The organism is Citrobacter amalonaticus, assembly GCF_002918555.1.
Taxonomy (GTDB): domain Bacteria; phylum Pseudomonadota; class Gammaproteobacteria; order Enterobacterales; family Enterobacteriaceae; genus Citrobacter_C; species Citrobacter_C amalonaticus_A.
This window is the reverse complement of sequence record NZ_PQMB01000003.1, coordinates 195755-220125: the sequence shown is the minus strand read 5'-3', so window position 1 is coordinate 220125 and position 24371 is coordinate 195755. Positions and strand designations below refer to the sequence as shown.

Below are 24371 nucleotides of genomic sequence, written 5' to 3'. Positions count from 1 at the left end.
AAGGTGTGATTCTGATCAACGATATTATTTCTTAGTCTGTAATTCTGTTAATATATTTGGATTCGGACTTGTTATTAATAAATGGATAATTACGCATCTTATTTTGCATACTGGGGAAAAACCGGTAAACAGGAAAATATTCACGCCCAGGGGGATGCATACCATCTGCTGCCCTATCACTGTCTGGATGTGGTGGCGGTGGCGGCGTACTGGTGGGATCATAGTGTTGCCATGCGTCGTCATTTTTGCTGCGATCGATTGGCGACAGAGAGCGAAATTCGTGCATGGCTGCTGTTTTTTACTGCCCTGCATGATCTCGGCAAATGGGACATTCGCTTCCAGTGCAAGGTGTGCGCAACATGGCTGGAGTTACATCCGGAAGACGGTAAGCTACAACGCCCTTCACTGGAGACTTGCCGACATTTTGATCACGGAGTGGGCGGTTTATTTTGGTTTATTGAAGACTTTCAACCCACAATAAATCATAACGGTTTCTTAAGTTTTGATGAACCATCTGCACATCCTTACGCTTCCTGGTTTCCCTGGATTGAAGCCGTGACAGGTCATCATGGCTACGTGCGGCAAGCAGCACATATTTCATCAAGTCAGTACGAAATGCCTCACCTCTGTCAATCTTTCGCTGCGCGAGATAAAGCGGCGCGTTGGGAATGGATCAAGGTTCTCGAACTTTTATTTCTGCAACCTGCCAGCCTCACACTGGAAAGTATTCCCCCGAAGGTATCAACGCTTTTAGCAGGATTTTGTTCAGTTTCCGATTGGTTGGGTTCCTGGCGCAGTGAAGATACTTTTCAGTTCTGTGCAACCCTGCCGAAAAGCGACGAAGCATTAAAATCTTATTTTACAAAACGGTATGAGGAAGATGCGGCGCTAGTTATAGAACGCAGTGGCTTACTGACGACGGTGAGCTCTTATTCTGGTACGCAGGCGTTGCTTGAAAAAGGGTATGTTCCACGACAACTACAAATATTGGTTGATGAGATACCTGTCGCTTCTGGTGTGACATTAATTGAAGCACCGACAGGCTCAGGAAAAACGGAAACTGCATTGGCTTATGCCTGGAAATTACTGGATAACGATCTAGCCGATAGCATTATTTTTGCTTTGCCGACGCAGGCTACTGCGAATGCGATGCTGGAACGGATGGGAACGTTGGCGCTCCAGATATTTGAACATCCGAATATTGTTCTGGCACATGGCAATGCTGACTTTAACCCAACCTTTAAGGCATTAAAACACGCAGGTGCTAACCCACAGGGGGAGGAGGCCTGGAGTCAGTGCTGTGAGTGGCTTTCCCAGGGGCATAAACGTGTTTTTCTTGGGCAGGTAGGAGTGTGCACCATCGACCAGGTGCTTGTTTCTGTGTTACCTGTCCGTCATCGTTTTATTCGGGGATTGGGCACCGGACGCAGCGTTTTAATCGTTGATGAAGTTCATGCGTACGATAGCTATATGAATGGATTACTCGATGCTGTTTTAAGTGAGCAACTTGCAGCCGGAGGAAGTGCGATTCTGCTTTCCGCAACACTGTCGGCGAAACAGCGCCAGCGCCTGCTTTCTCATGGTAAATCTGATTCTGTCGTAACGCGGCGCTCGCCTCTTCCTGAGCCTTATCCGCTAATTAGCTGGTGCGATGCGCAACGGGAAGAGCAACTCGATTTGCAGCATAAACCTGAACATTTGCCTCCTGCTTTCCAGCTTTACCTTGAAGCGCTCCATGTCGCGGAGTTAATGCCAGACTCAACGTTGATCGAAAGGATGGTTGCCGCCGCACGCTCAGGAGCGCAAGTCTGCATTATTTGTAACCTGGTTGATGTGGCGCAGCGTGTGTTCCGGCAGATTCAGGCGCAGGCCGATACAGATATTCAGGTGATGTTATTTCACGCCAGGTTTACGTTGATTGATCGTCAGAAAAAAGAGCGCGGGGTGCTGAGCTATTTTGGTAAGAAAGGCGATCGTAGCTGCGGGCGGATCCTGGTATCAACCCAGGTAATTGAAGCCAGTTTAGATGTCTGCTTTGACTGGTTAATTACGCAATTGTGTCCTGTGGATCACTTATTCCAACGGTTGGGGCGCTTACATCGCCATAAAGAGAACTGGCGACCGGCGGCCTTTTCTGTTCCGAAAGCCACCGTTTTACTCCCGGATGGTGATGATTATGGCGAACATAATCTTATCTACAGCCATACCCGCGTGATGTGGCGCACTCAGCAATATATTGAGGCTTTAGGTGATACCCCTCTGGTTTTCCCGCAGGCATATCGTGGCTGGATTGAGCCGATTTACGACGATGCGGAGGAAATGAATGAGCCGGAATGGGTAACAGCCGGAATGGATGAGTATCAGAAAACGGAATGCACTAAAAGGCATAGTGTTCGTTTGATGCTGGACTGGGCTAAGAATACCGTGCTGACGGATGACGATCAGAACGTTCGTGCTGTGACGCGTGATGGTGAAATGAGCTTACCGATAATACCTTACGTGATGACATCTCAGGGGAAATGTTTATTAAATGGGCAACTTGTTGAACAACTGGATAATTATTTGCTGCGTGAAGCCTTAATGTTGAATCGTGTTGGTGTGCCGCATCGTTGGGAGAAGGTCTTTACTGAAAAAGTTGATGAGGATGGATTGCTATGGCTGGAAGGGAACATTGATTCAGGGGGCTGGCAATACCAGGGGAAACGGTTTTCCCTCACTTACACCGTGGAAACAGGGATGGTAAGAACCATCCCTGCTGAGCCCAAATAAGTTTGGGAACGTTGTTTGCGCATTCGTGTTCATAATTACGGTTTATCCCCGCCGGTGCGGGGAAGAGTTTAAATGATAGAAGTAAGTGGTAAAAAGGTCAATATTCAATCGAGTTCAGAATTACTTGATTTTTTATTTTTGGAGCTATAGCCTGCTCACTCTTTGGACAGGAGGTGGTTAGCTATGGATTTAAAGAGAATTATTGACTCACTGAACAGAATCACACCTTTGGCAATTACGTTTATTGCCTTAGTCATAGCGATGCTGGCATTGGTTGTTGTTTTGAGAAGCCAGTAAAAATCAAAAAGGAAAACAGAATGGATCTTCTGAATGATAAATGGATACCGGTCCGTCCTTTGCATGGCGGTTCTCCGCAGATAATTACGTTACAGACTCTGCTTTGTGACTCGCAGTCATGGGGTCTCTGTTTACCTCGTGATGACATGGAGTTGGCTGCACTACAGCTATTGATTTGTTTGGTTCAGGTCATTTTACCTGTGCAGGATTACCCGGTGCTTCGGCAGCGCCTCAGCAACCCACTTTCTGATTCACTCTTTACCGATGCTGTGTCTGGCTGGAATGAGGTTTTCCAGCTTAACCATCCTGATGCGCCTTTTATGCAGACAAAAGGCGTGGCGGCAAAAGAGGCTACAGGGATGGATAAGTTATTGGTGGGATTAACCGGAGCAACAAACTGTGCTTTTGTTAACGAACCAGGACAGGGGAACGCACTTTGCGGTGGATGTACGGCAATTGCGCTTTTTAATCAGGCAAATAATGCACCCGGGTTTGGCGGTGGATTCAAGAGTGGGTTACGCGGTGGATCCCCGGTAACCACCCTGGTACAGGGAAACGATCTGCGTACTACCGTGTGGCTTAATGTGCTTACTACTCAGCACCTGGAAATATTTCTGGATAGCGAGCTACCTCAAAATGATAGTTTCGTCTGGCAGGATCCGATCAAAAGCGGGGAAAAAATTCCGGCAGCCAGTATTGGTTTATTCAGGGGACTATTCTGGCAGCCTGCACATATTGAACTATGCCCGACAATAGCGGGTGGAATTTGCAGTGGTTGCGGTCAGAATGCCGAACAGCGTTATGATGGTTTCCTGAAAGAAAAATTTAGCTTTAACGTTGAAGAAATATGGCCTCATCCCCACTCACCCCGCCTGTTGCAAACCAGGAAAGGCCAACCGGAAGAGAAATTTTTGTCTTTTACGACCTCAATACCCTCATGGACCCAGGTAAGCCGAATATTGGTAGAAAAAGCTGCAGCGAAGAATGTTGAAGGGCATCGTGTTGCAGCCGTTGTTAAGCAAGCGCAGGAGCTGCTTCGTGGTCAACGATTACAGCTTATTATTGGCGGTTATCGTACCAATCAGGCATCAATCCTCGAACGGCGCCATGATGTTTTAGTCTTTAATCAGGGCTGGCAGCAGTTCCTGGATCTCGTTAATGAGATCGTAGAAACGGGGTTGAATTATAAAACTGCGTTACGCAAAGCTCTTTATACGTTCTCCGTGGGCGTTAATACCAGTGGAATTAAAGGCGCTGGTGTTGCGGTGCATGAAAGCGCTGAGCGTCACTATTATCGTCAAAGTGAGTTAATTATTCCTGATCTGCTTGCGTCGTTGGATTATGAGAATGCGGACAACGCTCTGGAACACCTGAGAAGGAACCTTCATCAAGTTTGTGAACGCTTATTCGAGGATGCTACGGCCCCCTATATACACCATCCTAAGCTGGCTCTTACGTTGGCCGTTGCTCGTCGAAGTTTGTACAAACATCTTGGTGCATTACAACCAGAAGGAGGTAATAACAATGTCGATTAACACCATGGCGCTTTACCGTGCATGGGAACAGCTTGATAACGGAGCCAGGGCTCAACTCCGGCGGGTTTCAGAACCCGATGAGTTAAAAGATATTCCGGTTTTTTATCGGTTGGTTTCTTCCTTTGGCTGGGATAACCCAGTGAATCAAAAACCGTTATTACGCATGGTGTTTTGCCTTACGGCAGGCAGAAATGCTGTTTGCCATAAAGAAAAGGAAGCTGAGGAAAAATATGGTATTAGCGTAGGTAAAGCGTTGGCAAATAGTCAGCAGCGTATCAATGAGCGTCGGGTTTTTCAGCTTCTTCGCTCTGAATGGCCTGCTGATATGGTACAGCTGCGCCGCTTGTTAGCACATGCGGAACCGATTTTATATTGGCCGGATTTTGCTAACCAGCTTATCTGGTGGAGTCCAAAAGAACGCCGTCAGCTTCTGGAAGATTTTGTAATTGCAAGCCCTCAAAAGAAAAATCAGTAAGGATACGTTCATGAATAATTTTATCAATTTCCACATTCTTATTTCCCACAGCCCTTCATGCCTGAACCGCGACGATATGAACATGCAGAAAGATGCTTTTTTTGGTGGTAAACGGCGGGTACGGATATCCAGCCAGAGTCTGAAAAGAGCAATGAGAAAAAGTGAATATTATGCTCGCCATCTCGGAGAATCGAGTATTCGAACCATTCATCTGGAGTTATTAAGGGAGCGCCTGCGCAAAGACCTGGGTGAACGTTTTGATAAAGCGTTAATCGATCGTACGCTTTTTTTATTATCCGGGAAACCAATCGATGAATCAGAAAAAATTGATGCAGACGCCGTAACCCCTTGGGTATTGGGGGAATTTGCATGGTTTTGCGAGCAGGTGAAAATAGGTGATGAAGAAGGTCTGGATGAAAAAAAACTCATCAAAAAGCTGAAAGAACAAGTGGCTGCAATGCGTGTGAATTTGCAGAATGGCGTAGATATTGCCCTGAGCGGTCGTATGGCGACAAGCGGGATGATGAGTGAATTAGGTAAAGTTGATGGCGCTATGTCGATTGCTCACTCAATTACGACACATCACGTTGATTCTGATATTGACTGGTTTACCGCTGTGGATGATCTACAAGAATTAGGCTCGGGTCATCTTGGTACTCAAGAATTCTCCTCCGGTGTGTTTTATCGTTACGCTAGTCTGAATATCAGTCAGTTGCAGGAAAATCTCGGTAGTGTTGATCGTAGTAAGGTTCTGGAAATTGCCTCCCATCTGGCACATATGCTGGCAACTGAAACACCGAATGCCAAACAACGTACCTTTGCTGCGTTTAACCCTGCTGATTTAGTGATGGTTAATTTCTCTGATTTCCCTCTCTCGCTCGCTAATGCATTTGAGTGTCCGGTTAAGGCCAAAGAGGGGTATCTGAAACCTTCAATTGAGGCATTCACTGAATACTGGGAACGCGTCTCGAAAGGTTATGGCCTGACGGGACCTGCTGCTGAATTCTTGCTAACCGGCGACAGTTTGCCTGCCGGAGTCGCTAAGATGGAGAGCCTTGAGCAACTGAAGCAGTGGATCCGTAATAGCGGTGAGGTTTGATTATGAATCGGTATCTGATTCTGCGCCTTGCGGGTCCGATGCAATTCTGGGGATTACCGACATTCGAAGGTACGCGGCCAACGGCGGCTTTTCCTACGCGTAGTGGATTACTTGGGTTGCTGGGGGCATGCCTTGGGATTCGGCGTAATAATAAGGACAGCCTGCAAAAGCTTGCGAACAGCGTACGTTTTGCTATCCGCTGTGACCAGAAAATGGTTGATAGCCACCCGTTAAAGGTAACAAAAATTATTGACTACCATACGGTCCAGGATGCACGCGAAGACTACGTAGGTTTGAAATGCCACCAGACAATACAAACCTGGCGTGAGTATTTGTGCGACGCGTCATTTACGGTGGCAGTGTGGTGTCTGCCATCGACTGATTTTAACGTTGAAATGCTTAGCGAAGCCGTTCGTAAACCTTATTTTACACCTTATCTGGGGCGACGCTCTTGCCCTATGACAGAGCCGCTTTTTGTTGGTGATTGCCAGGCGGTAGATCCTGAAAATGCGCTGATGAATTATGCGCCGACAGGTGGGGACATCTATTGTGAAGAGGCCGTTGGTTCGGCAAATCAACGTTTTCGCATGAGGGATGAACCTATCATTTCATTACCCCGTCAGTTTGCCGCAAGGGAGTGGTTTGTCATTAAGGGGAAAAGAAATGTATCTGAGTAAAATTTTTGTTAACTGGCGATGGGCCAGAGATCCTTATCAACTTCATCGAGCCTTATGGCAACTTTTCCCGGATCGCGCTGATATATCACGTGATTTCCTTTTCCGTCTGGAAGAATTGCATACCGGGAAGGGGGGCGTGGTACTACTGCAATCAATGCTTTCACCTTGTGATGCAATCGTTGCTCAGGTGGTTGCGAGTAAGCCGCTTGGTTTTAGATTAGAAAAAAATGCCAGATTACGTTTCAGGCTGAGAGCTAATCCGGTCAAAACGATTAAGGACGCTCAACGTCGGCAAAATAGCCGTGGAGAAGTGAAAAGTTGCCGTGTGCCTTTAATCGATGAAGGTGAACAGACTGCATGGTTACAACGGAAATTATCGGGTATTGCTGTTCTGGAACAATGTCGCATTACCCAGGAGAAAGCCTTATTTTTTCAGAAAAACAATCGGAATGGAAAAATCCAGCCAGTTTGTTTTGATGGATTTCTGACGGTCTCGGATACTGATAAGTTCAATCAAATATTGATACAAGGAATTGGGCCTGCAAAAGCGATGGGGTGTGGTTTGTTGTCAATCGCCTGAAGTCATTAATTTTGTTTGATATATATAGAGGTGTCGTTGTGGTTTATTTACCTTTGTCACCCATCCCAATGAAAGATCGTACCTCAATGATCTTTCTGCAATACGGGCAGATTGATGTGATCGATGGAGCGTTTGTGCTGATCGACAAAACGGGGATACGAACGCATATTCCGGTGGGATCGATAGCCTGCATTATGCTGGAGCCAGGCACGCGTGTTTCTCATGCCGCAGTGCGACTGGCGGCAACCACGGGCACCTTACTGGTATGGGTTGGTGAAGCAGGTGTACGACTGTACGCCTGCGGACAGCCGGGGGGTGCGCGTTCAGACAAACTGTTGTATCAGGCAAAGCTGGCTCTGGATGAAGAACTCCGGCTGAAAGTGGTGCGTAAAATGTTCGAATTGCGTTTTGGTGAGCCTGCTCCCAGCCGTCGCTCCGTTGAACAACTGCGTGGCATCGAAGGAGCGCGGGTACGCCAGACCTATGCTCTGCTGGCAGAGCGCTACGGTGTGAAGTGGCATGGTCGACGTTACGATCCTAAAGACTGGAAAAAGGGCGACACGGTTAATCAGTGTATTAGTGCTGCCACATCCTGCCTTTATGGTATTACCGAAGCCGCGGTATTAGCCGCAGGTTATGCACCTGCTATTGGTTTTGTGCATTCCGGTAAGCCGCTCTCTTTTGTGTATGACATTGCTGATATCGTCAAATTTGATGGTGTTGTTCCGGTTGCGTTCGAGATTGCTGCCCGTGCGCCAGTCAGTCCAGATAAAGAGGTTCGTCTGGCCTGTCGGGATATATTCCGCAGCCAGAAAACGCTGGCGCGGATCATCCCATTGATTGAAGAAGTGCTGGCTGCCGGGGAGATTGAAATCCCTAAACCTTTTGAAGATGCCCAGCCTCCGGCGATCCCTGAGCCTGTTTCATTGGGCGATGCAGGGCACAGGGGGTAGCGCATGAGTATGCTTGTTGTTGTCACCGAAAATGTTCCTGCTCGTTTGCGCGGTCGTCTGGCTGTCTGGTTATTAGAAGTTCGCGCAGGTGTTTACGTTGGCGATACCTCACGTAAGGTGCGAGAAATGATCTGGCATCAGGTCACTACCCTGGCAGACGAAGGTAATGTTGTCATGGCCTGGGCGGTGAATAATGAGTCTGGTTTTGATTTTCAAACATGGGGTGAAAACAGGCGCATGGCGGTGGAACTGGATGGATTAAGGTTAGTGTCATTCCACCCTTCGTAAAATCAATGGGTTATAGTTCTTTAATAATGTGGAAAATTTGGTGAAATTTTTCTACGGCTATAATCCCTTTTAGATCAGTGATATAGTTTTAGAGTGTTCCCCGCGCCAGCGGGGATAAACCGCATTTGCGCAATTAGTTCCACCGCAGATTGTTGTGTTCCCCGCGCCAGCGGGGATAAACCGGGTATAGCCGGAACGTACTGCAAAACAAAATAGTGTTCCCCGCGCCAGCGGGGATAAACCGAACCTTTGACGATTCTCTTAGGTTCCAGCATGGTGTTCCCCGCGCCAGCGGGGATAAACCGATGATGAACATGTTCACGGATGACATACTTCCGTGTTCCCCGCGCCAGCGGGGATAAACCGCGCAGAACTGGTTACATGGTCACGCTGACGTAGTGTTCCCCGCGCCAGCGGGGATAAACCGATATCGCAAGAATAACTACCCTTTCCTTCCAAGTGTTCCCCGCGCCAGCGGGGATAAACCGCGTCTGGTGTTTGTGTTGGTTTTGTTGTCGACGTGTTCCCCGCGCCAGCGGGGATAAACCGATTTAAACATTGTATTATATATTTTAGGGCGCGTGTTCCCCGCGCCAGCGGGGATAAACCGTTTTCGCAGTATCGCTACCGTTATCCCCAGCAGTGTTCCCCGCGCCAGCGGGGATAAACCGCGTCATGCGGTGTCGTTGATGTGCGCAACGTGGTGTTCCCCGCGCCAGCGGGGATAAACCGAAAACGCGCGTAAGCAGCGCGATCTGGCTCAAGTGTTCCCCGCGCCAGCGGGGATAAACCGGCTGGCACGGGCAGGAACCGGTCCAGACTGGTGTGTTCCCCGCGCCAGCGGGGATAAACCGTCCATCTGTGACGAATCGCTGTTTCCGACAATGTGTTCCCCGCGCCAGCGGGGATAAACCGTTACATTGAATTTGTCCTCTCTCAGAACGACAGTGTTCCCCGCGCCAGCGGGGATAAACCGCCAGCAACATGATGCGCGATGAACGCATTCAGGTGTTCCCCGCGCCAGCGGGGATAAACCGCAGTAACTATTGGAACCCATTGACGCGTAACTGTGTTCCCCGCGCCAGCGGGGATAAACCGAACCTGATTCTGTCTTATATCTATGTCGGGTAGTGTTCCCCGCGCCAGCGGGGATAAACCGATTTAAAATTGCTGGGTCGTGGCTGCAATGACGTGTTCCCCGCGCCAGCGGGGATAAACCGTTCTTGTTACTGCATATATTTTTGAGGTTCAGGTGTTCCCCGCGCCAGCGGGGATAAACCGGGTGATTTCCAGATCCGGGCGCACACGGATTTGTGTTCCCCGCGCCAGCGGGGATAAACCGCGGCTTACAGGCTCAGGAGAGCCGGAACAACAGTGTTCCCCGCGCCAGCGGGGATAAACCGACGGTTTCATGTTTCTGGTGATGGGTTTTACCGTGTTCCCCGCGCCAGCGGGGATAAACCGAATACCCAGCCTACCCTGGGTTGCCCGACACGGTGTTCCCCGCGCCAGCGGGGATAAACCGAAGGCCGCCAGGTTGAAAGAGGCATACATCGCGTGTTCCCCGCGCCAGCGGGGATAAACCGTTCATAAAACTCGGTCTGATGACTTCCCACGTGTGTTCCCCGCGCCAGCGGGGATAAACCGATGCTGACCGAGCGGGCCGACGCGATGGACGAGTGTTCCCCGCGCCAGCGGGGATAAACCGCTCACAGAGCCCGTGCGCCAGCGTATAGAAGAGTGTTCCCCGCGCCAGCGGGGATAAACCGCGCATCCTCTTGACGATCTAACTTTTGGTCTTGTGTTCCCCGCGCCAGCGGGGATAAACCGCGCATCCTCTTGACGATCTAACTTTTGGTCTTGTGTTCCCCGCGCCAGCGGGGATAAACCGCGGTATGATGTGATCAACGTCTATTGCTGGTAGTGTTCCCCGCGCCAGCGGGGATAAACCGATGATTCGTGCAACTCATAAAACCCCGCTGGGGTGTTCCCCGCGCCAGCGGGGATAAACCGCCCTTGTTATGCAGATCCATGACGTACTCACTGGTGTTCCCCGCGCCAGCGGGGATAAACCGGCGAACAACCAACTGGCAGGTATCAGAATGGTGTGTTCCCCGCGCCAGCGGGGATAAACCGCGATCGAGGCGGGGAAAGAAGTTAAAGGTGCGGTGTTCCCCGCGCCAGCGGGGATAAACCGTTACTGCAGCAGTTGTGACATACGTCACCTGGGTGTTCCCCGCGCCAGCGGGGATAAACCGTCTATACTGCTCACTGGTATTCAGTCGGCATGGTGTTCCCCGCGCCAGCGGGGATAAACCGCCCCTCCATCACGCGGGGCTTTCTTTTGCCTGGTGTTCCCCGCGCCAGCGGGGATAAACCGCTTTGACGGCACCACCCGTTTCAACGGGGAAAGTGTTCCCCGCGCCAGCGGGGATAAACCGATGACGACTGTAACTATCAGGAAAAAGCGGCTGTGTTCCCCGCGCCAGCGGGGATAAACCGCACCCTCGTTTTTTCTTTGTGACAGGCGTGAAGTGTTCCCCGCGCCAGCGGGGATAAACCGGCTTCGTCGGGACTACTTAGATCGCGGGATGTGTGTTCCCCGCGCCAGCGGGGATAAACCGGCTTGTCGATTACTATACGAAAATGTTATCCAGTGTTCCCCGCGCCAGCGGGGATAAACCGCCCACAGTTAGCTATTTGTCGCGCCCTGGCATGTGTTCCCCGCGCCAGCGGGGATAAACCGCCGTCCGGAGAACTCAACATCGAGGGTCTGCCGTGTTCCCCGCGCCAGCGGGGATAAACCGCGATTGCCGCTCAGGTGGCAGATGAATACCAGGTGTTCCCCGCGCCAGCGGGGATAAACCGGCAATTGTAACTAGTGGTATTTTTGAAATCCAGTGTTCCCCGCGCCAGCGGGGATAAACCGACATATTCATCGTAGTAGCCACATACAACAACGTGTTCCCCGCGCCAGCGGGGATAAACCGGCTATATGCGTATTTGCAAAAGCGCAGGTACAGTGTTCCCCGCGCCAGCGGGGATAAACCGCCGAGCCAGTGCAGCCATGCCTTCGCTACGTGGTGTTCCCCGCGCCAGCGGGGATAAACCGGGTGTTGTATCTAAAATATCAATGTCGCGTAGGTGTTCCCCGCGCCAGCGGGGATAAACCGACTTTATTTTTCAATCCATGATTCGGATGAAAGTGTTCCCCGCGCCAGCGGGGATAAACCGATAATATAACTTCATATATTCAAACTAGCGAAGTGTTCCCCGCGCCAGCGGGGATAAACCTCACACATGGACGCGGGAAAGCAGCGCCAGGACGTGTTCCCCGCGGCAGCGGGGATAAACCGCCCCTTCCCAACCTTGGCGCGGGCAGTCCCAAGTGTTCCCCGCGCCAGCGGGGATAAACCGTTCGGTGATTTCACACGCACCCGCCCAAATACATGTTCCCCGCGCCAGCGGGGATAAACCGAGCATCGGCATTAGAAATGGCAAGACCTGTAGGTGTTCCCCGCGCCAGCGGGGATAAACCGCCAGTAAAATCCACAAAAGGCGCACCGAAATCGTGTTCCCCGCGCTAGCGGGGATAAACCGCAGAACGCTTCCCCGGGGACGTTCCTAAAAGTGTGTTCCCCGCGCCAGCGGGGATAAACCGCGCCGGACCTCAGAGAACCGGCGCATGTTTACGTGTTCCCCGCGCCAGCGGGGATAAACCGTTTATCTAAACGAGAATCATGAGACATTTTAAGTGTTCCCCGCGCCAGCGGGGATAAACCGTATCTGCTGTTTGGATTCTGGTCCGTTACCATGTGTTCCCCGCGCCAGCGGGGATAAACCGAAATCTCCACCGTTAATATTTCCGTTGTTGGTGTGTTCCCCGCGCCAGCGGGGATAAACCGTTGTAGAGGAAATCGGGATCACGCTCGTCACGGTGTTCCCCGCGCCAGCGGGGATAAACCGCTGAATATTCAACGATAACAGCATCAGGAAATGTGTTCCCCGCGCCAGCGGGGATAAACCGGGTACGGAACATACTCCGTTGGATAATCATACGTGTTCCCCGCGCTAGCGGGGATAAACCGCCAATCGCGGTAGCAAAAGTCCCGGTTTGAACGTGTTCCCCGCGCCAGCGGGGATAAACCGAGAGAGATCGGGCAGCGATTGCAGCAAAAGAGGTGTTCCCCGCGTCAGCGGGGATAAACCGCGGGTTTTGAGTCCACGGTATGACCGCAATGAGTGTTCCCCGCGCCAGCGGGGATAAACCGCGGGCGCTGGTGTGCTATCCGCTGAATATCGTGTGTTCCCCGCGCCAGCGGGGATAAACCGCCGCGAAAGCGGCTTGAAGGGCGATCTTTAAAGTGTTCCCCGCACCCGCGGGGATAACCGCGAATGAAGTCTTTTAACCAAAATTAAGACGCTTTCTCTGCCTTCGCCAGCTCTTTCACCAGCGGCAGCATAATGCGCACTACGTCGCGGCTGCGGCGCTCAATTCTGTCGGGTAGCGCTTTGTCGATATGCTGCTGGTTATCCAGACGCACGTCGTGCCAGCTGTTCCCTGCGGGGAAGGCGGTGGTCCGGGCAAGCTGCTGATAACCGTCTTTCTTGCCCAGCCCCCAGTTGGTGGCCTCGACGGACAGCACCGAAATCCCGGCTTTATCAAACACCTCTGCGTCGTTACAGCAGCCCGTCCCTTTCGGGTAGTCCTTGTTCAGTCCTGGGTTTGTGCTGGCGGCGATGCCGTGGCTGTGGGCGATTTTCAGCGCCCGGTCACGCGTTAATTTCCGCACCGCTTCCGGCGTATTCTGCCCGCTGTTGAAATAGAGTTTGTCACCCACGATCAGATTATCGAGGTTGATCACCAGCAGCGTGTTTTTCTTCTCTGTTGCGCTCATTCGTTTAAGCAGATTTTCCGCACCCAGTTTTCCTTCTTCTTCACCGCTGGTGGCGACAAAGCGAATGCTGTATTCGGTAGAGACATCTTTCAGACGTTCGGCAAGTTCAAGCATCACGCCCAGACCGGCGGCATTATCATCAATGCCCTGCAGGGTTAAACCGCCGAGATTGGCTTCGGTGTCGGCATCGCTTTGTGGGGCATAGGTATCCAGATGCGCCATAATGATAATTTGCTGCGGTACTTTCCCTTCATGCGCCGCGATGACCGTGCTGCCGTTTATGTTATGCCAGCTTTTACGGTTATTCCTGGTGGTATAAATATAACGGCTACCAAAGGTCCGAATATCGCTGCGATATCCCATCAACGCAAATTGTTGACGCAAATAATCGGCTGACAGCATCTCCGCTGGCGTTCCGGTCATTCTGCCTGGGAAGATTGTTGCGATGTGTCGTGCCTGAGTATTCGCTATTTCACCGGTCTTAGGCAGCGTTGCCTGCGCGGGAAGAATGGAGCATACGCCGATCGCTAAGGCAGCAATACGATGGCGCTGTGCGGAAAACATAATGAGTCCTTAAATACAGAGCAGAAATTTTTAACCCGCATAGTATGAAACTGTGATCTGGTTAACACAATTTCATTTATTCCTAAATGCCCGAAATCCGGTCAGTTAAGCACTTTTTGATATTTGCTTTGCCAGATCGTTATTCCTTTGAGGAACAACTCATTCCAATTCGTAATTTCATTCGTTCTTCTGCGCTCCCTATAGTCGGTTGTCAGACAAACTCGAAAAATAGCGGTATTGCATAGGAACGGTTATGGACCAAAAACGACTTACCCACCTGCGGCAACTGGAGGCAGAGAGCATCCACATCATCCGTGAGGTTGCGGCAGAATTCTCCAGGCCGGTGATGCTCTATTCTATCGGTAAAGATTCCAGCGTCATGCTGCACCTGGCGCGTAAGGCGTTTTATCCAGGCACGCTGCCGTTCCCCCTGCTGCATGTGGATACCGGCTGGAAATTTCGTGAAATGTATGAGTTCCGCGACCGTACCGCCAAAGCTTACGGTTGTGAACTCCTGGTGCATAAAAACCCGGAAGGGGTGGCGATGGGGATTAATCCTTTTGTCCACGGTAGCGCCAAACATACCGACATTATGAAGACCGAAGGGTTGAAGCAGGCGCTGAACAAATACGGCTTTGACGCCGCGTTCGGCGGGGCGCGCCGCGATGAAGAAAAATCCCGAGCGAAAGAACGTATTTACTCGTTTCGCGATCGCTTCCATCGCTGGGATCCCAGGAATCAGCGCCCGGAGCTGTGGCACAACTACAACGGACAGATTAATAAAGGCGAAAGCATTCGTGTGTTCCCACTCTCCAACTGGACCGAACAGGATATCTGGCAGTACATCTGGTTGGAAAACATTGAGATTGTCCCGCTGTATCTGGCGGCTGAACGCCCGGTACTGGAACGTGACGGCATGCTGATGATGATCGATGACAACCGTATCGATCTGCAACCAGGGGAAGTGATCAAAAAACGGATGGTGCGCTTCCGTACGCTCGGCTGCTGGCCGCTGACCGGCGCAGTCGAATCTAACGCGCAGACGCTGCCGGAGATCATTGAAGAGATGCTGGTTTCGACCACCAGTGAACGCCAGGGCCGCGTGATTGACCGTGACCAGGCTGGCTCCATGGAGCTGAAGAAACGTCAGGGGTATTTCTAAGGAATCGCTATGAACACCGCACTTGCCCAACAAATCGCTAATGAAGGCGGCGTCGAAGCCTGGATGGTCGCCCAACAACATAAAAGTCTGCTGCGTTTCTTAACCTGCGGCAGCGTGGACGATGGTAAAAGTACCCTGATTGGTCGCCTGCTGCACGACACGCGGCAGATTTATGAGGACCAGCTCTCTTCCCTGCACAACGACAGTAAACGTCACGGCACCCAGGGGGAGAAACTCGATCTGGCGCTGCTGGTGGATGGCTTGCAGGCTGAACGCGAGCAGGGGATCACCATCGATGTTGCCTACCGCTATTTCTCCACCGAGAAGCGCAAATTTATTATCGCCGATACCCCAGGGCACGAGCAGTATACCCGTAATATGGCGACCGGCGCGTCGACCTGCGATCTGGCTATCCTGCTGATTGATGCGCGTAAAGGGGTACTCGATCAGACCCGTCGTCACAGCTTTATCGCTACGCTGCTGGGGATCAAACACCTGGTGGTGGCGATCAACAAAATGGATCTGGTGGATTACGGTGAAGAAGCCTTTACCCGCATTCGCGAAGACTATTTGACGTTCGCTGAACAACTGCCGGGCAATCTGGATATCCGTTTTGTCCCGCTCTCCGCGCTGGAAGGCGACAACGTTGCTTCCCAGAGTGCAAGTATGCCCTGGTACAGCGGTCCAACCCTGCTGGAAGTCCTGGAAACGGTTGAGATCCAGCGCGTGGTGGAGTCACAGCCGATGCGTTTCCCGGTGCAGTATGTCAGCCGCCCGAATCTCGATTTTCGTGGTTATGCCGGAACGCTGGCCTCTGGCAGCGTGAAGGTCGGACAGCGCGTAAAAGCGCTGCCGTCTGGCGTGGAGTCGAACGTGGCGCGTATTGTGACATTTGATGGCGATCTGCAAGAAGCTTTTGCGGGCGAAGCGATCACCCTGGTTCTGCAAGACGAAATCGATATCAGCCGTGGCGATCTGCTGCTTGCCGCCGATGAGACGTTGCCTGCGGTGCAGAGCGCGTCCATTGACGTGGTGTGGATGGCGGAGCAGCCGTTGTCTCCGGGCCAGAGCTATGACATTAAAATCGCCGGGAAAAAGACGCGTGCGCGCGTTGATAACGTGCAGTATCAGGTGGATATCAACAATCTGACCCAGCGTGAAGCGGAAAGTCTGCCGCTCAACGGCATCGGCCTGGTGGATTTGACCTTTGACGAACCGTTGGTGCTGGATACCTATCAACAAAACCCGGTGACCGGGGGCTTAATTTTCATCGATCGCCTGAGTAACGTGACCGTCGGCGCAGGGATGGTGCGTGAACCTGTCGTTGATGTGTCTGCCGCGCCGTCGGCGTTTAGCGCTTTTGAGCTGGAACTGAATGCCCTGGTGCGCCGTCATTTCCCTCACTGGGGCGTGCGCGATTTGTCGGGAGACAAATAATGGCAAGGCATGACGAAAACATCGTCTGGCATGCCCATCCCGTTACACCGCAACAGCGTGAACAGCGTCACGGTCATCGTGGCGTTGTGCTGTGGTTTACCGGGCTGTCCGGCTCCGGTAAGTCAACGGTGGCGGGGGCGCTGGAAGAGGCGCTGCATCAACTGGGGGTCAGCACCTATTTACTGGATGGAGATAACGTGCGCTATGGCCTGTGCAGCGATCTGGGCTTCAGCGATGCCGATCGCAAAGAGAATATTCGTCGGGTGGGGGAAGTCGCGAACCTGATGGTAGATGCGGGGCTGGTGGTGCTTACGGCGTTTATTTCTCCACACCGGGCCGAGCGGCAGATGGTTCGTGAACGGGTGGGAGAGGGGCGTTTTATCGAAGTCTTCGTTGACACGCCGCTGGCCATGTGTGAAGAGCGCGATCCGAAAGGGTTGTATAAAAAAGCGCGGGCGGGGGAGCTGCGTAACTTTACTGGCATTGATTCGGTATACGAAGCGCCTGAATCCCCGGATGTTCATCTGGATGGTGAACAATTGGTAACAAATTTGGTCCCCCAATTATTAGACCTGCTGAGACAGGAAGATATTATCAGATCCTGAGACACCGGGCCTGTGTGCCCGGTCAGTCAATGTCACAGGATTTAATATGCGTAATAGCCATAACATTACTATCACAAGGTCAGATACCTTCATGACCGACGATGAAACCACCTGGTCATTACCGGGTGCCGCTGTCGGTTTTGTGTCGTGGTTACTGTCCCTGGGGATCCCCTTTCTGATTTATGGCCCTAACACGCTGTTTTTCTTCCTTTATACCTGGCCTTTCTTTCTGGCGCTGATGCCTGTGGCTGTGGTGGTGGGGATTGCCTTACATTCGTTGATGGGAGGCAAACTGCTGTACAGCATTGTGTCGACTCTGCTGACGGTAGGGGCGATGTTTGGCGCATTATTCATGTGGCTGCTGGGCTAAGAGGGGCTGTGTCCGCCAAAATTCGACAGCGTTTTGAACGCTGCTGGCAGCGCTCTGAAGGGGGCGCGTCGCGAATAATCCTCACGTGCTTCGTGTACGCTTCCGGGGATAAATAAGGGACATCGTTATCCCTCTCCGAAGACCACTTTCCTGCAACTCGAATTATTCAGGGGATATACGTAACAAGGGACAAATGTGGTACATTTGCCCGCGTTGTCGCGGCACTCCCGCCCGCAGACATAGAGTCGTCTGCGAAAGTATGGGATGATGGTGCCGTTTTTCAGGGGGCAGGATGGGTAAACTAACGCTGCTGTTGCTGGCTCTACTGGTCTGGCTACAGTATTCGCTGTGGTTCGGTAAGAACGGTATACATGATTACAGTCGCGTCAATGATGACGTGACGGCACAGCAGGCAACTAACGCCAAACTTAAAGCGCGTAACGATCAGCTCTTCGCCGAAATTGACGATCTCAATGGCGGTCAGGAGGCTATCGAGGAACGTGCACGCAATGAACTCAGCATGACCAAACCGGGCGAAACCTTTTATCGTCTGGTGCCTGACGCATCTAAACGCGCTCAGACTGCGGGGCAAAATAATCGATAAACCATCCAGGGATTTAACATGGCAACCACTTATTTGGATGTTTGCGCCGTGGTTCCGGCTGCCGGATTTGGCCGCCGAATGCAAACAGAATGTCCTAAGCAATATCTCTCAATCGGTCATAAAACCATTCTTGAACACTCGGTTGATGCGCTGCTGGCGCATTCCCGGGTGAGCCGCGTCGTGATTGCCATTAGCCCCGGAGACCGCCGATTTGCCCAACTGCCGTTGGCGCAGCATCCGCAAATCACGGTGGTTGACGGTGGCGAGGAACGAGCAGACTCCGTGCTTGCCGGGCTAAAAGCCGCGGGTGACGTGCCGTGGGTACTGGTGCATGACGCCGCTCGTCCATGTCTTCATCAGGATGACTTAGCGCGTCTGCTGATGCTCAGCGAAAGCAGCCAAACCGGCGGGATCCTCGCCGTACCCGTGCGTGACACCATGAAACGCGCAGAACCTGGCAAAACGGCCATCGCCCATACCGTAGAGCGTCGGGATTTATGGCATGCGCTGACTCCGCAATTTTTCCCTCGCGAGCTGCTGCATGATTGTCTGATTCGCGCACTGAACGAAGGCGCGACGATCACTGATGAAGCCTCGGCACTGGAATATTGCGGTTTTCATCCGCAGCTTGTTGAAGGACGCGCTGATAATATTAAAGTGACGCGTCCGGAGGATTTGGCGCTGGCTGAATTTTATCTGACCCGTACTATCCACCAGGAGAATACATAATGCGAATTGGACACGGTTTTGACGTACACGCCTTTGGCGGGGAAGGCCCAATTATCATTGGTGGCGTGCGCATCCCGTACGAAAAAGGGCTGCTGGCGCATTCTGATGGCGACGTCGCGCTGCATGCGCTGACCGACGCACTGCTCGGCGCAGCGGCGCTGGGCGATATCGGCAAGCTCTTTCCGGACACCGATCCGGCATTTAAAGGAGCAGACAGCCGCGAACTACTGCGTGAAGCCTGGCGGCGTATTCAGGCCAAAGGGTACAGCCTTGGCAACGTCGATGTGACGATTATCGCTCAGGCTCCGAAAATGCTGCCGCATATCCCACAAATGCGCATATTTATTGCCGAAGACCTCGGTTGTCATATGGATGATGTGAACGTAAAAGCGACCACCACGGAAAAACTCGGTTTTACCGGACGTGGGGAAGGGATTGCCTGCGAAGCGGTGGCGTTACTCATTAAGGCAACAAAATGACAGAGTTTGAAAACCTGACCTATCTGCACGGTAAGCCGCAAGGCACAGGGTTGCTGAAGGCGAATCCGGAAGATTTTGTGGTCGTCGAAGATCTTGGCTTTGAGCCGGATGGCGAAGGTGAACATCTCCTGGTGCGGATCCTCAAAAACGACTGTAACACCCGTTTTGTCGCCGACGCGCTGGCGAAGTTTCTGAAAATTCATGCCCGCGAAGTGAGCTTTGCCGGGCAGAAAGACAAACACGCGGTAACGGAGCAGTGGCTGTGCGCACGCGTTCCAGGAAAAGAGATGCCCGACCTCAGCGCTTTTCAGCTTGAAGGCTGCAAAGTGCTGGAATACGCGCGTCACAAGCGTAAGCTGCGTTTGGGCGCATTGAAAGGCAATGCGTTCACGCTGGTGCTGCGTGAAATCAGCGATCGGGATGACGTTGAGGCTCGTCTGCAGGCCATTGGCGTGCGCGGTGTGCCGAACTACTTTGGCGCGCAGCGTTTTGGTCTTGGCGGCAGCAATTTACTGGGCGCTTTGCGCTGGGCGCAGAGCAATGCGCCGGTGCGCGATCGCAATAAACGTAGTTTTTGGTTGTCGGCAGCCCGTAGCGCGTTGTTTAATCAGATTGTCAGCGAACGACTGAAAAAACCAGACTTTAATCAAGTTGTTGACGGCGATGCACTACAATTAACGGGACGCGGAAGCTGGTTTGTCGCCGCCCATGAAGAGCTGAGCGAATTGCAGAGTCGCGTCGATGAAAAAGCGTTGATGGTTACCGCATCTCTGCCCGGCAGTGGCGAATGGGGGACCCAGCGTGACGCGCTGGCGTTTGAACAAGCCGCCATTGCGGACGAAACCGATCTGCAATCTTTGCTGCTGCGAGAAAAAGTCGAAGCGGCACGTCGGGCGATGCTGCTTTATCCGCAACAATTAAGCTGGAACTGGTGGGATGATGTAACCGTAGAGTTACGATTCTGGCTACCGGCAGGTAGTTTTGCCACCAGTGTTGTAAGGGAACTTATCAATACATTGGGTGATTATGCGCATATTGCTGAGTAACGATGACGGGGTTCACGCACCCGGTATACAAACGCTGGCGAAAGCGCTGCGTGAGTTTGCTGACGTACAGGTGGTTGCCCCCGATCGTAACCGCAGCGGTGCATCAAACTCACTGACGCTGGAATCCTCGCTTCGCACTTTTACCTTCGGGAATGGCGATATCGCCGTCCAGATGGGAACGCCTACCGATTGCGTTTACTTGGGCGTCAATGCGCTTATGCGTCCACGCCCGGACGTTGTGGTTTCAGGTATTAACGCAGGTCCTAATCTGGGTGATGATGTCATCTATTCCGGGACGGTCGCTGCGGCGATGGAAGGCCGCCATCTGGGCTTTCCTGCGCTGGCGGTTTCGCTGGACGGTCACAAACACTACGATACCGCCGCCGCAATGACCTGCACGATCCTGCGGGCATTATGTCGGGAACCGTTACGAACCGGGCGTATTTTGAATATCAACGTGCCGGATTTGCCTTTGGACCAGATTAAAGGCATCCGTGTGACGCGTTGCGGCAGCCGACATCCGGCGGAGAAGGTGATCCCACAGCAGGATCCCCGCGGCAACACGCTGTACTGGATTGGTCCTCCGGGTGACAAATGCGATGCCGGGCCGGGGACAGACTTTGCTGCTGTGGATGAAGGTTACGTCTCCATCACGCCGCTGCATGTGGATTTAACCGCCCACAGCGCGCATGATAGGCTTTCGGACTGGTTAGACAGCGTGGGAGTTGACACGCAATGGTAAGCAGACGCGTACACACCCTTCTTGAACAATTACGCGCTCAGGGTATCAAAGATGAGCATGTGCTTGAGGCGCTTGCCTTAGTACCGCGTGAAAAATTCATTGATGAAGCGTTTGAACATAAAGCCTGGGACAACATCGCGCTGCCAATTGGTCAGGGGCAGACGATTTCTCAGCCCTATATGGTGGCGCGAATGACCGAGCTGCTCGAACTGACGCCGCAGTCCCGAGTGCTGGAGATTGGCACCGGCTCCGGGTATCAGACGGCGATACTTGCGCATCTGGTTCATCACGTTTGTTCGGTGGAGCGCATTAAAGGGCTGCAATGGCAGGCTCGACGCCGCCTGAAGCAGCTCGATTTACACAATGTTTCAACTCGTCACGGCGATGGATGGCAAGGTTGGCAGGCGCGAGCCCCGTTTGACGCTATCATTGTGACAGCAGCACCGCCGGAAATTCCGACCGCGTTAATGACGCAGCTGGATGAAGGCGGCATTCTCGTCTTACCCGTGGGCGATGAGCACCAGTATCTGAAGCGGGTGCGTCGTCGGGGCGGCGAATTTATTATCGATACCGTGGAAGCCGTTCGCTTTGTACCTTTAGTCAAGGGTGAGCTCGCTTAAGGCCTCTGGAATACCCGGAGTTTTCCTGGATATTTTGGAACAAGTCAGAGTATCGTGGACGCGTTTTCCAGTGCCTCTGCGATGCTTTGCACGGTTATTACGTCACTGGTTGTTTACCAAATTTTTCCTGGGGGATAAATGAGCGCGGGAAGCCAAAAATTCACCGTTAGCCGCATTGCGGCATTGTCACTGGTTTCGCTATGGCTGGCAGGTTGTACGAATTCGTCTAATCCACCTGCTCCGGTTAGCTCCGTCAACGGCAGCGCGCCATCAAACACCAGTTCCGGAATGTTGATTACGCCGCCACCTAAAATGGGGACGTCAACGCCAGCGGCACAGCAAACCCCACAAATTCAGCCAGTACAACAGCCTACGGTCACTCAGCCCACAACGATCCAGCCTGTCGCTCAGCAACCCGTACAGATGGAAAATGGGCGCATTGTGTACAATCGTCAGTATGGGAACATTCCGAAAGGCAGCTATACCGGAGGCAGTACCTACACGGTGAAAAAAGGCGATACGCTTTTTTATATCGCCTGGATTACCGGGAACGATTTCCGCGACCTCGCGCAGCGCAATAATGTCCCGGCTCCGTATGGCCTGAATGTCGGGCAAACGCTACAGGTAGGTAACGCATCTGGTGCCCCGATTACTGGCGGAAATGCGATCACCCGTGCGGATGATGCACAGCAGGGAGTTGTGACCAATCCTGCACAAAATTCCACCGTTGCTGTTGCTTCGAAACCAACAATTACGTATTCTGAGGATTCAGGTGAACAAAGTGCTAACAAAATGTTGCCTAACAACAAGCCTGCTGGGACGGTCGTCACAGCGCCTGTAACGGCTCCGGCAGTTAGCACTACCGAATCAACTGCAAGCAGTATGTCTACCAGTTCGCCAATCTCCACATGGCGCTGGCCGACTGAGGGCAAAGTGATCGAAAACTTCGCTGCTACCGAGGGGGGCAACAAAGGGATCGACATTGCAGGCAGTAAGGGACAGGCAATTGTCGCGACCGCAAATGGGCGCGTCGTTTATGCCGGTAACGCGCTGCGCGGTTACGGTAATCTAATCATCATTAAACACAATGATGATTACCTGAGTGCCTACGCCCATAACGATACGATGCTGGTCCGGGAACAACAAGAAGTTAAGGCGGGGCAAAAAATAGCGACCATGGGTAGCACCGGAACCAGTTCTACACGCTTGCATTTTGAAATTCGTTACAAGGGGAAATCCGTAAACCCGCTGCGTTATTTACCGCAGCGATAAATCGGCGGAACCAGGCTTTCACTTGCCAGTTCCGTCAAGGGATCACGGGTAGGAGCCACCTTATGAGTCAGAATACGCTGAAAGTTCATGATTTAAATGAAGATGCGGAATTTGATGAGAACGGAGTTGAGGTTTTTGACGAAAAAGCCTTAGTTGAAGAGGAACCCAGTGATAACGATTTGGCTGAAGAAGAGCTGTTATCGCAGGGGGCCACACAGCGTGTGTTGGACGCGACTCAGCTTTACCTTGGTGAGATTGGTTATTCACCACTGTTAACGGCCGAAGAAGAAGTTTATTTTGCGCGTCGCGCATTGCGTGGAGATGTCGCTTCTCGCCGTCGGATGATTGAGAGTAACCTGCGTCTGGTGGTGAAAATTGCCCGTCGATACGGCAATCGTGGTCTGGCGCTGCTGGACCTGATTGAAGAGGGCAATCTGGGACTTATCCGCGCAGTCGAGAAGTTTGACCCGGAACGCGGGTTCCGCTTCTCAACATACGCAACCTGGTGGATTCGCCAGACGATTGAACGGGCCATTATGAACCAAACCCGTACCATTCGACTGCCAATCCACATTGTAAAAGAGCTGAACGTCTATCTGCGTACCGCGCGTGAGTTGTCGCATAAACTGGACCACGAACCGAGCGCAGAAGAGATTGCTGAACAACTGGATAAACCGGTTGATGACGTCAGCCGTATGCTTCGACTCAACGAACGCATTACCTCGGTCGACACCCCGCTGGGTGGAGATTCCGAAAAAGCGTTGCTGGATATTCTGGCCGATGAAAAGGAAAACGGGCCGGAAGACACCACGCAGGACGATGATATGAAACAGAGCATCGTCAAATGGCTGTTCGAACTGAACGCCAAACAGCGTGAAGTGCTGGCACGTCGTTTCGGTTTACTGGGGTACGAAGCTGCGACACTGGAAGATGTGGGCCGCGAAATTGGTCTCACGCGTGAACGTGTTCGTCAGATTCAGGTTGAAGGTCTGCGTCGTCTGCGTGAAATTCTGCAGACTCAGGGGCTGAATATCGAAGCGCTGTTCCGCGAGTAAGCAAAGTTCTGTCAAGAAAAGCCAGCCTCTTTGAGGCTGGCTTTTTTCTTTTTTCTATGTCGGGCATTGTTGATAGGGTAGCTGCTATCCGGCAGGATTAAGCCCATCATTTTGC

At 52.2% G+C, this 24371-nt stretch carries 22 protein-coding genes and 1 CRISPR repeat array; of the genes, 20 read left to right on the top strand and 2 right to left on the bottom strand.

Annotated features, from left to right (window positions below; translation table 11 throughout):
• Positions 1-81 precede the first annotated feature (81 nt).
• From cas3 to cas2e, 8 genes are all read left to right on the top strand, one after another.
• Complete coding sequence (gene cas3, locus C3432_RS13605; protein WP_103777147.1) at positions 82-2769, top strand: CRISPR-associated helicase/endonuclease Cas3; 2688 nt, start codon at positions 82-84, stop codon at positions 2767-2769.
• 317 nt (positions 2770-3086) lie between these two features.
• The gene (gene casA / locus C3432_RS13600; RefSeq protein WP_103777146.1) at positions 3087-4601 is read left to right on the top strand and encodes a type I-E CRISPR-associated protein Cse1/CasA; all 1515 of its coding nucleotides are present in this window, start codon (positions 3087-3089) and stop codon (positions 4599-4601) included.
• Positions 4591-5076, top strand: a complete 486-nt coding sequence (casB, locus tag C3432_RS13595; RefSeq protein WP_233626863.1) for a type I-E CRISPR-associated protein Cse2/CasB — start codon at positions 4591-4593, stop codon at positions 5074-5076. Before casA ends, casB begins: the two co-directional genes overlap by 11 nt.
• A gap of 10 nt (positions 5077-5086) precedes the next feature.
• Positions 5087-6175, top strand: coding sequence for a type I-E CRISPR-associated protein Cas7/Cse4/CasC (cas7e, locus tag C3432_RS13590; protein WP_095715734.1), 1089 nt, complete (start codon positions 5087-5089; stop codon positions 6173-6175).
• Between the two features lie 2 nt (positions 6176-6177).
• The gene (gene cas5e, locus C3432_RS13585) at positions 6178-6852 is read left to right on the top strand and encodes a type I-E CRISPR-associated protein Cas5/CasD (protein WP_095715735.1); all 675 of its coding nucleotides are present in this window, start codon (positions 6178-6180) and stop codon (positions 6850-6852) included.
• Entirely contained in the window at positions 6839-7432 is a 594-nt protein-coding gene (gene cas6e / locus C3432_RS13580) for a type I-E CRISPR-associated protein Cas6/Cse3/CasE (protein ID WP_103777145.1), read from the top strand. Before cas5e ends, cas6e begins: the two co-directional genes overlap by 14 nt.
• 38 nt (positions 7433-7470) lie before the next feature.
• Entirely contained in the window at positions 7471-8385 is a 915-nt protein-coding gene (gene cas1e, locus C3432_RS13575) for a type I-E CRISPR-associated endonuclease Cas1e (protein ID WP_103777144.1), read from the top strand.
• 3 nt (positions 8386-8388) lie between these two features.
• Complete coding sequence (gene cas2e / locus C3432_RS13570; RefSeq protein ID WP_046274804.1) at positions 8389-8673, top strand: type I-E CRISPR-associated endoribonuclease Cas2e; 285 nt, start codon at positions 8389-8391, stop codon at positions 8671-8673.
• Between the two features lie 93 nt (positions 8674-8766).
• A CRISPR array of direct repeats spans positions 8767-13066; the repeat unit is 29 nt; unit sequence GTGTTCCCCGCGCCAGCGGGGATAAACCG.
• Positions 13067-13088: 22 nt separating this feature from the next.
• On the opposite strand, the gene C3432_RS13565 is transcribed toward cas2e, so the two are convergent.
• Entirely contained in the window at positions 13089-14135 is a 1047-nt protein-coding gene (locus C3432_RS13565; RefSeq protein WP_103777143.1) for an aminopeptidase, read from the bottom strand.
• A gap of 253 nt (positions 14136-14388) precedes the next feature.
• On the opposite strand from C3432_RS13565, the gene cysD reads away from it, so the two are divergent.
• The 10 genes from cysD to pcm all read left to right on the top strand — a co-directional run bounded on the left by cysD (position 14389) and on the right by pcm (position 21929).
• Positions 14389-15297: a sulfate adenylyltransferase subunit CysD gene (gene cysD / locus C3432_RS13560; RefSeq protein WP_103777142.1), complete on the top strand. Its 909-nt coding sequence runs from the start codon at positions 14389-14391 to the stop codon at positions 15295-15297.
• A gap of 9 nt (positions 15298-15306) precedes the next feature.
• On the top strand, positions 15307-16734 hold the full coding sequence (gene cysN, locus C3432_RS13555; RefSeq protein WP_103777141.1) for a sulfate adenylyltransferase subunit CysN: 1428 nt from the start codon (positions 15307-15309) through the stop codon (positions 16732-16734).
• The gene (gene cysC / locus C3432_RS13550; RefSeq protein WP_103777140.1) at positions 16734-17339 is read left to right on the top strand and encodes an adenylyl-sulfate kinase; all 606 of its coding nucleotides are present in this window, start codon (positions 16734-16736) and stop codon (positions 17337-17339) included. Before cysN ends, cysC begins: the two co-directional genes overlap by 1 nt.
• 46 nt (positions 17340-17385) lie before the next feature.
• A complete protein-coding gene (locus C3432_RS13545) occupies positions 17386-17709 on the top strand; it encodes a DUF3561 family protein (protein ID WP_103777139.1) in 324 nt (107 codons plus the stop codon).
• Positions 17710-18001: 292 nt separating this feature from the next.
• Positions 18002-18313 carry a cell division protein FtsB gene (gene ftsB / locus C3432_RS13540; RefSeq protein WP_103777138.1) on the top strand — a complete coding sequence of 104 codons (312 nt, stop codon included), beginning with the start codon at positions 18002-18004 and terminating at the stop codon, positions 18311-18313.
• Between the two features lie 18 nt (positions 18314-18331).
• Positions 18332-19042, top strand: coding sequence for a 2-C-methyl-D-erythritol 4-phosphate cytidylyltransferase (gene ispD, locus C3432_RS13535; protein ID WP_103777137.1), 711 nt, complete (start codon positions 18332-18334; stop codon positions 19040-19042).
• Positions 19042-19521, top strand: coding sequence for a 2-C-methyl-D-erythritol 2,4-cyclodiphosphate synthase (gene ispF, locus C3432_RS13530; protein ID WP_103777136.1), 480 nt, complete (start codon positions 19042-19044; stop codon positions 19519-19521). The genes ispD and ispF overlap by 1 nt, the downstream gene beginning before the upstream one ends.
• Positions 19518-20567, top strand: a complete 1050-nt coding sequence (truD, locus tag C3432_RS13525; protein WP_103777135.1) for a tRNA pseudouridine(13) synthase TruD — start codon at positions 19518-19520, stop codon at positions 20565-20567. Before ispF ends, truD begins: the two co-directional genes overlap by 4 nt.
• A complete protein-coding gene (gene surE, locus C3432_RS13520) occupies positions 20548-21309 on the top strand; it encodes a 5'/3'-nucleotidase SurE (protein ID WP_103777134.1) in 762 nt (253 codons plus the stop codon). The genes truD and surE overlap by 20 nt, the downstream gene beginning before the upstream one ends.
• On the top strand, positions 21303-21929 hold the full coding sequence (gene pcm / locus C3432_RS13515) for a protein-L-isoaspartate O-methyltransferase (RefSeq protein WP_103777133.1): 627 nt from the start codon (positions 21303-21305) through the stop codon (positions 21927-21929). Before surE ends, pcm begins: the two co-directional genes overlap by 7 nt.
• A gap of 113 nt (positions 21930-22042) precedes the next feature.
• Here the strand turns inward: pcm and C3432_RS27990 are convergent, their stop codons facing one another.
• Positions 22043-22186, bottom strand: a complete 144-nt coding sequence (locus C3432_RS27990) for a peptidase (protein ID WP_258041613.1) — start codon at positions 22184-22186, stop codon at positions 22043-22045.
• Here C3432_RS27990 and nlpD point away from each other — a divergent pair.
• Together nlpD and rpoS are read left to right on the top strand one after the other, a co-directional pair.
• Positions 22119-23201 carry a murein hydrolase activator NlpD gene (nlpD, locus tag C3432_RS13510; RefSeq protein ID WP_258041623.1) on the top strand — a complete coding sequence of 361 codons (1083 nt, stop codon included), beginning with the start codon at positions 22119-22121 and terminating at the stop codon, positions 23199-23201. The genes C3432_RS27990 and nlpD overlap by 68 nt on opposite strands.
• Positions 23202-23263: 62 nt before the next feature.
• Positions 23264-24256 carry an RNA polymerase sigma factor RpoS gene (gene rpoS / locus C3432_RS13505; RefSeq protein WP_000081550.1) on the top strand — a complete coding sequence of 331 codons (993 nt, stop codon included), beginning with the start codon at positions 23264-23266 and terminating at the stop codon, positions 24254-24256.
• The last annotated feature ends 115 nt before the right edge of the window (positions 24257-24371 follow it).

Coding starts and splice junctions, on each gene's coding strand:
- pcm (WP_103777133.1), top strand. CDS start 21,303: ATGGTAAGCAGACGCGTACACACCCTTCTTGAACAATTACGCGCTCAG.
- C3432_RS13565 (WP_103777143.1), bottom strand. CDS start 14,135: ATGTTTTCCGCACAGCGCCATCGTATTGCTGCCTTAGCGATCGGCGTA.
- casB (WP_233626863.1), top strand. CDS start 4,591: ATGTCGATTAACACCATGGCGCTTTACCGTGCATGGGAACAGCTTGAT.
- ispF (WP_103777136.1), top strand. CDS start 19,042: ATGCGAATTGGACACGGTTTTGACGTACACGCCTTTGGCGGGGAAGGC.
- cas6e (WP_103777145.1), top strand. CDS start 6,839: ATGTATCTGAGTAAAATTTTTGTTAACTGGCGATGGGCCAGAGATCCT.
- surE (WP_103777134.1), top strand. CDS start 20,548: ATGCGCATATTGCTGAGTAACGATGACGGGGTTCACGCACCCGGTATA.
- ftsB (WP_103777138.1), top strand. CDS start 18,002: ATGGGTAAACTAACGCTGCTGTTGCTGGCTCTACTGGTCTGGCTACAG.
- cas7e (WP_095715734.1), top strand. CDS start 5,087: ATGAATAATTTTATCAATTTCCACATTCTTATTTCCCACAGCCCTTCA.
- casA (WP_103777146.1), top strand. CDS start 3,087: ATGGATCTTCTGAATGATAAATGGATACCGGTCCGTCCTTTGCATGGC.
- rpoS (WP_000081550.1), top strand. CDS start 23,264: ATGAGTCAGAATACGCTGAAAGTTCATGATTTAAATGAAGATGCGGAA.
- ispD (WP_103777137.1), top strand. CDS start 18,332: ATGGCAACCACTTATTTGGATGTTTGCGCCGTGGTTCCGGCTGCCGGA.
- cysD (WP_103777142.1), top strand. CDS start 14,389: ATGGACCAAAAACGACTTACCCACCTGCGGCAACTGGAGGCAGAGAGC.
- cas2e (WP_046274804.1), top strand. CDS start 8,389: ATGAGTATGCTTGTTGTTGTCACCGAAAATGTTCCTGCTCGTTTGCGC.
- cas3 (WP_103777147.1), top strand. CDS start 82: ATGGATAATTACGCATCTTATTTTGCATACTGGGGAAAAACCGGTAAA.
- C3432_RS13545 (WP_103777139.1), top strand. CDS start 17,386: ATGCGTAATAGCCATAACATTACTATCACAAGGTCAGATACCTTCATG.
- cas5e (WP_095715735.1), top strand. CDS start 6,178: ATGAATCGGTATCTGATTCTGCGCCTTGCGGGTCCGATGCAATTCTGG.
- cysN (WP_103777141.1), top strand. CDS start 15,307: ATGAACACCGCACTTGCCCAACAAATCGCTAATGAAGGCGGCGTCGAA.
- truD (WP_103777135.1), top strand. CDS start 19,518: ATGACAGAGTTTGAAAACCTGACCTATCTGCACGGTAAGCCGCAAGGC.
- cysC (WP_103777140.1), top strand. CDS start 16,734: ATGGCAAGGCATGACGAAAACATCGTCTGGCATGCCCATCCCGTTACA.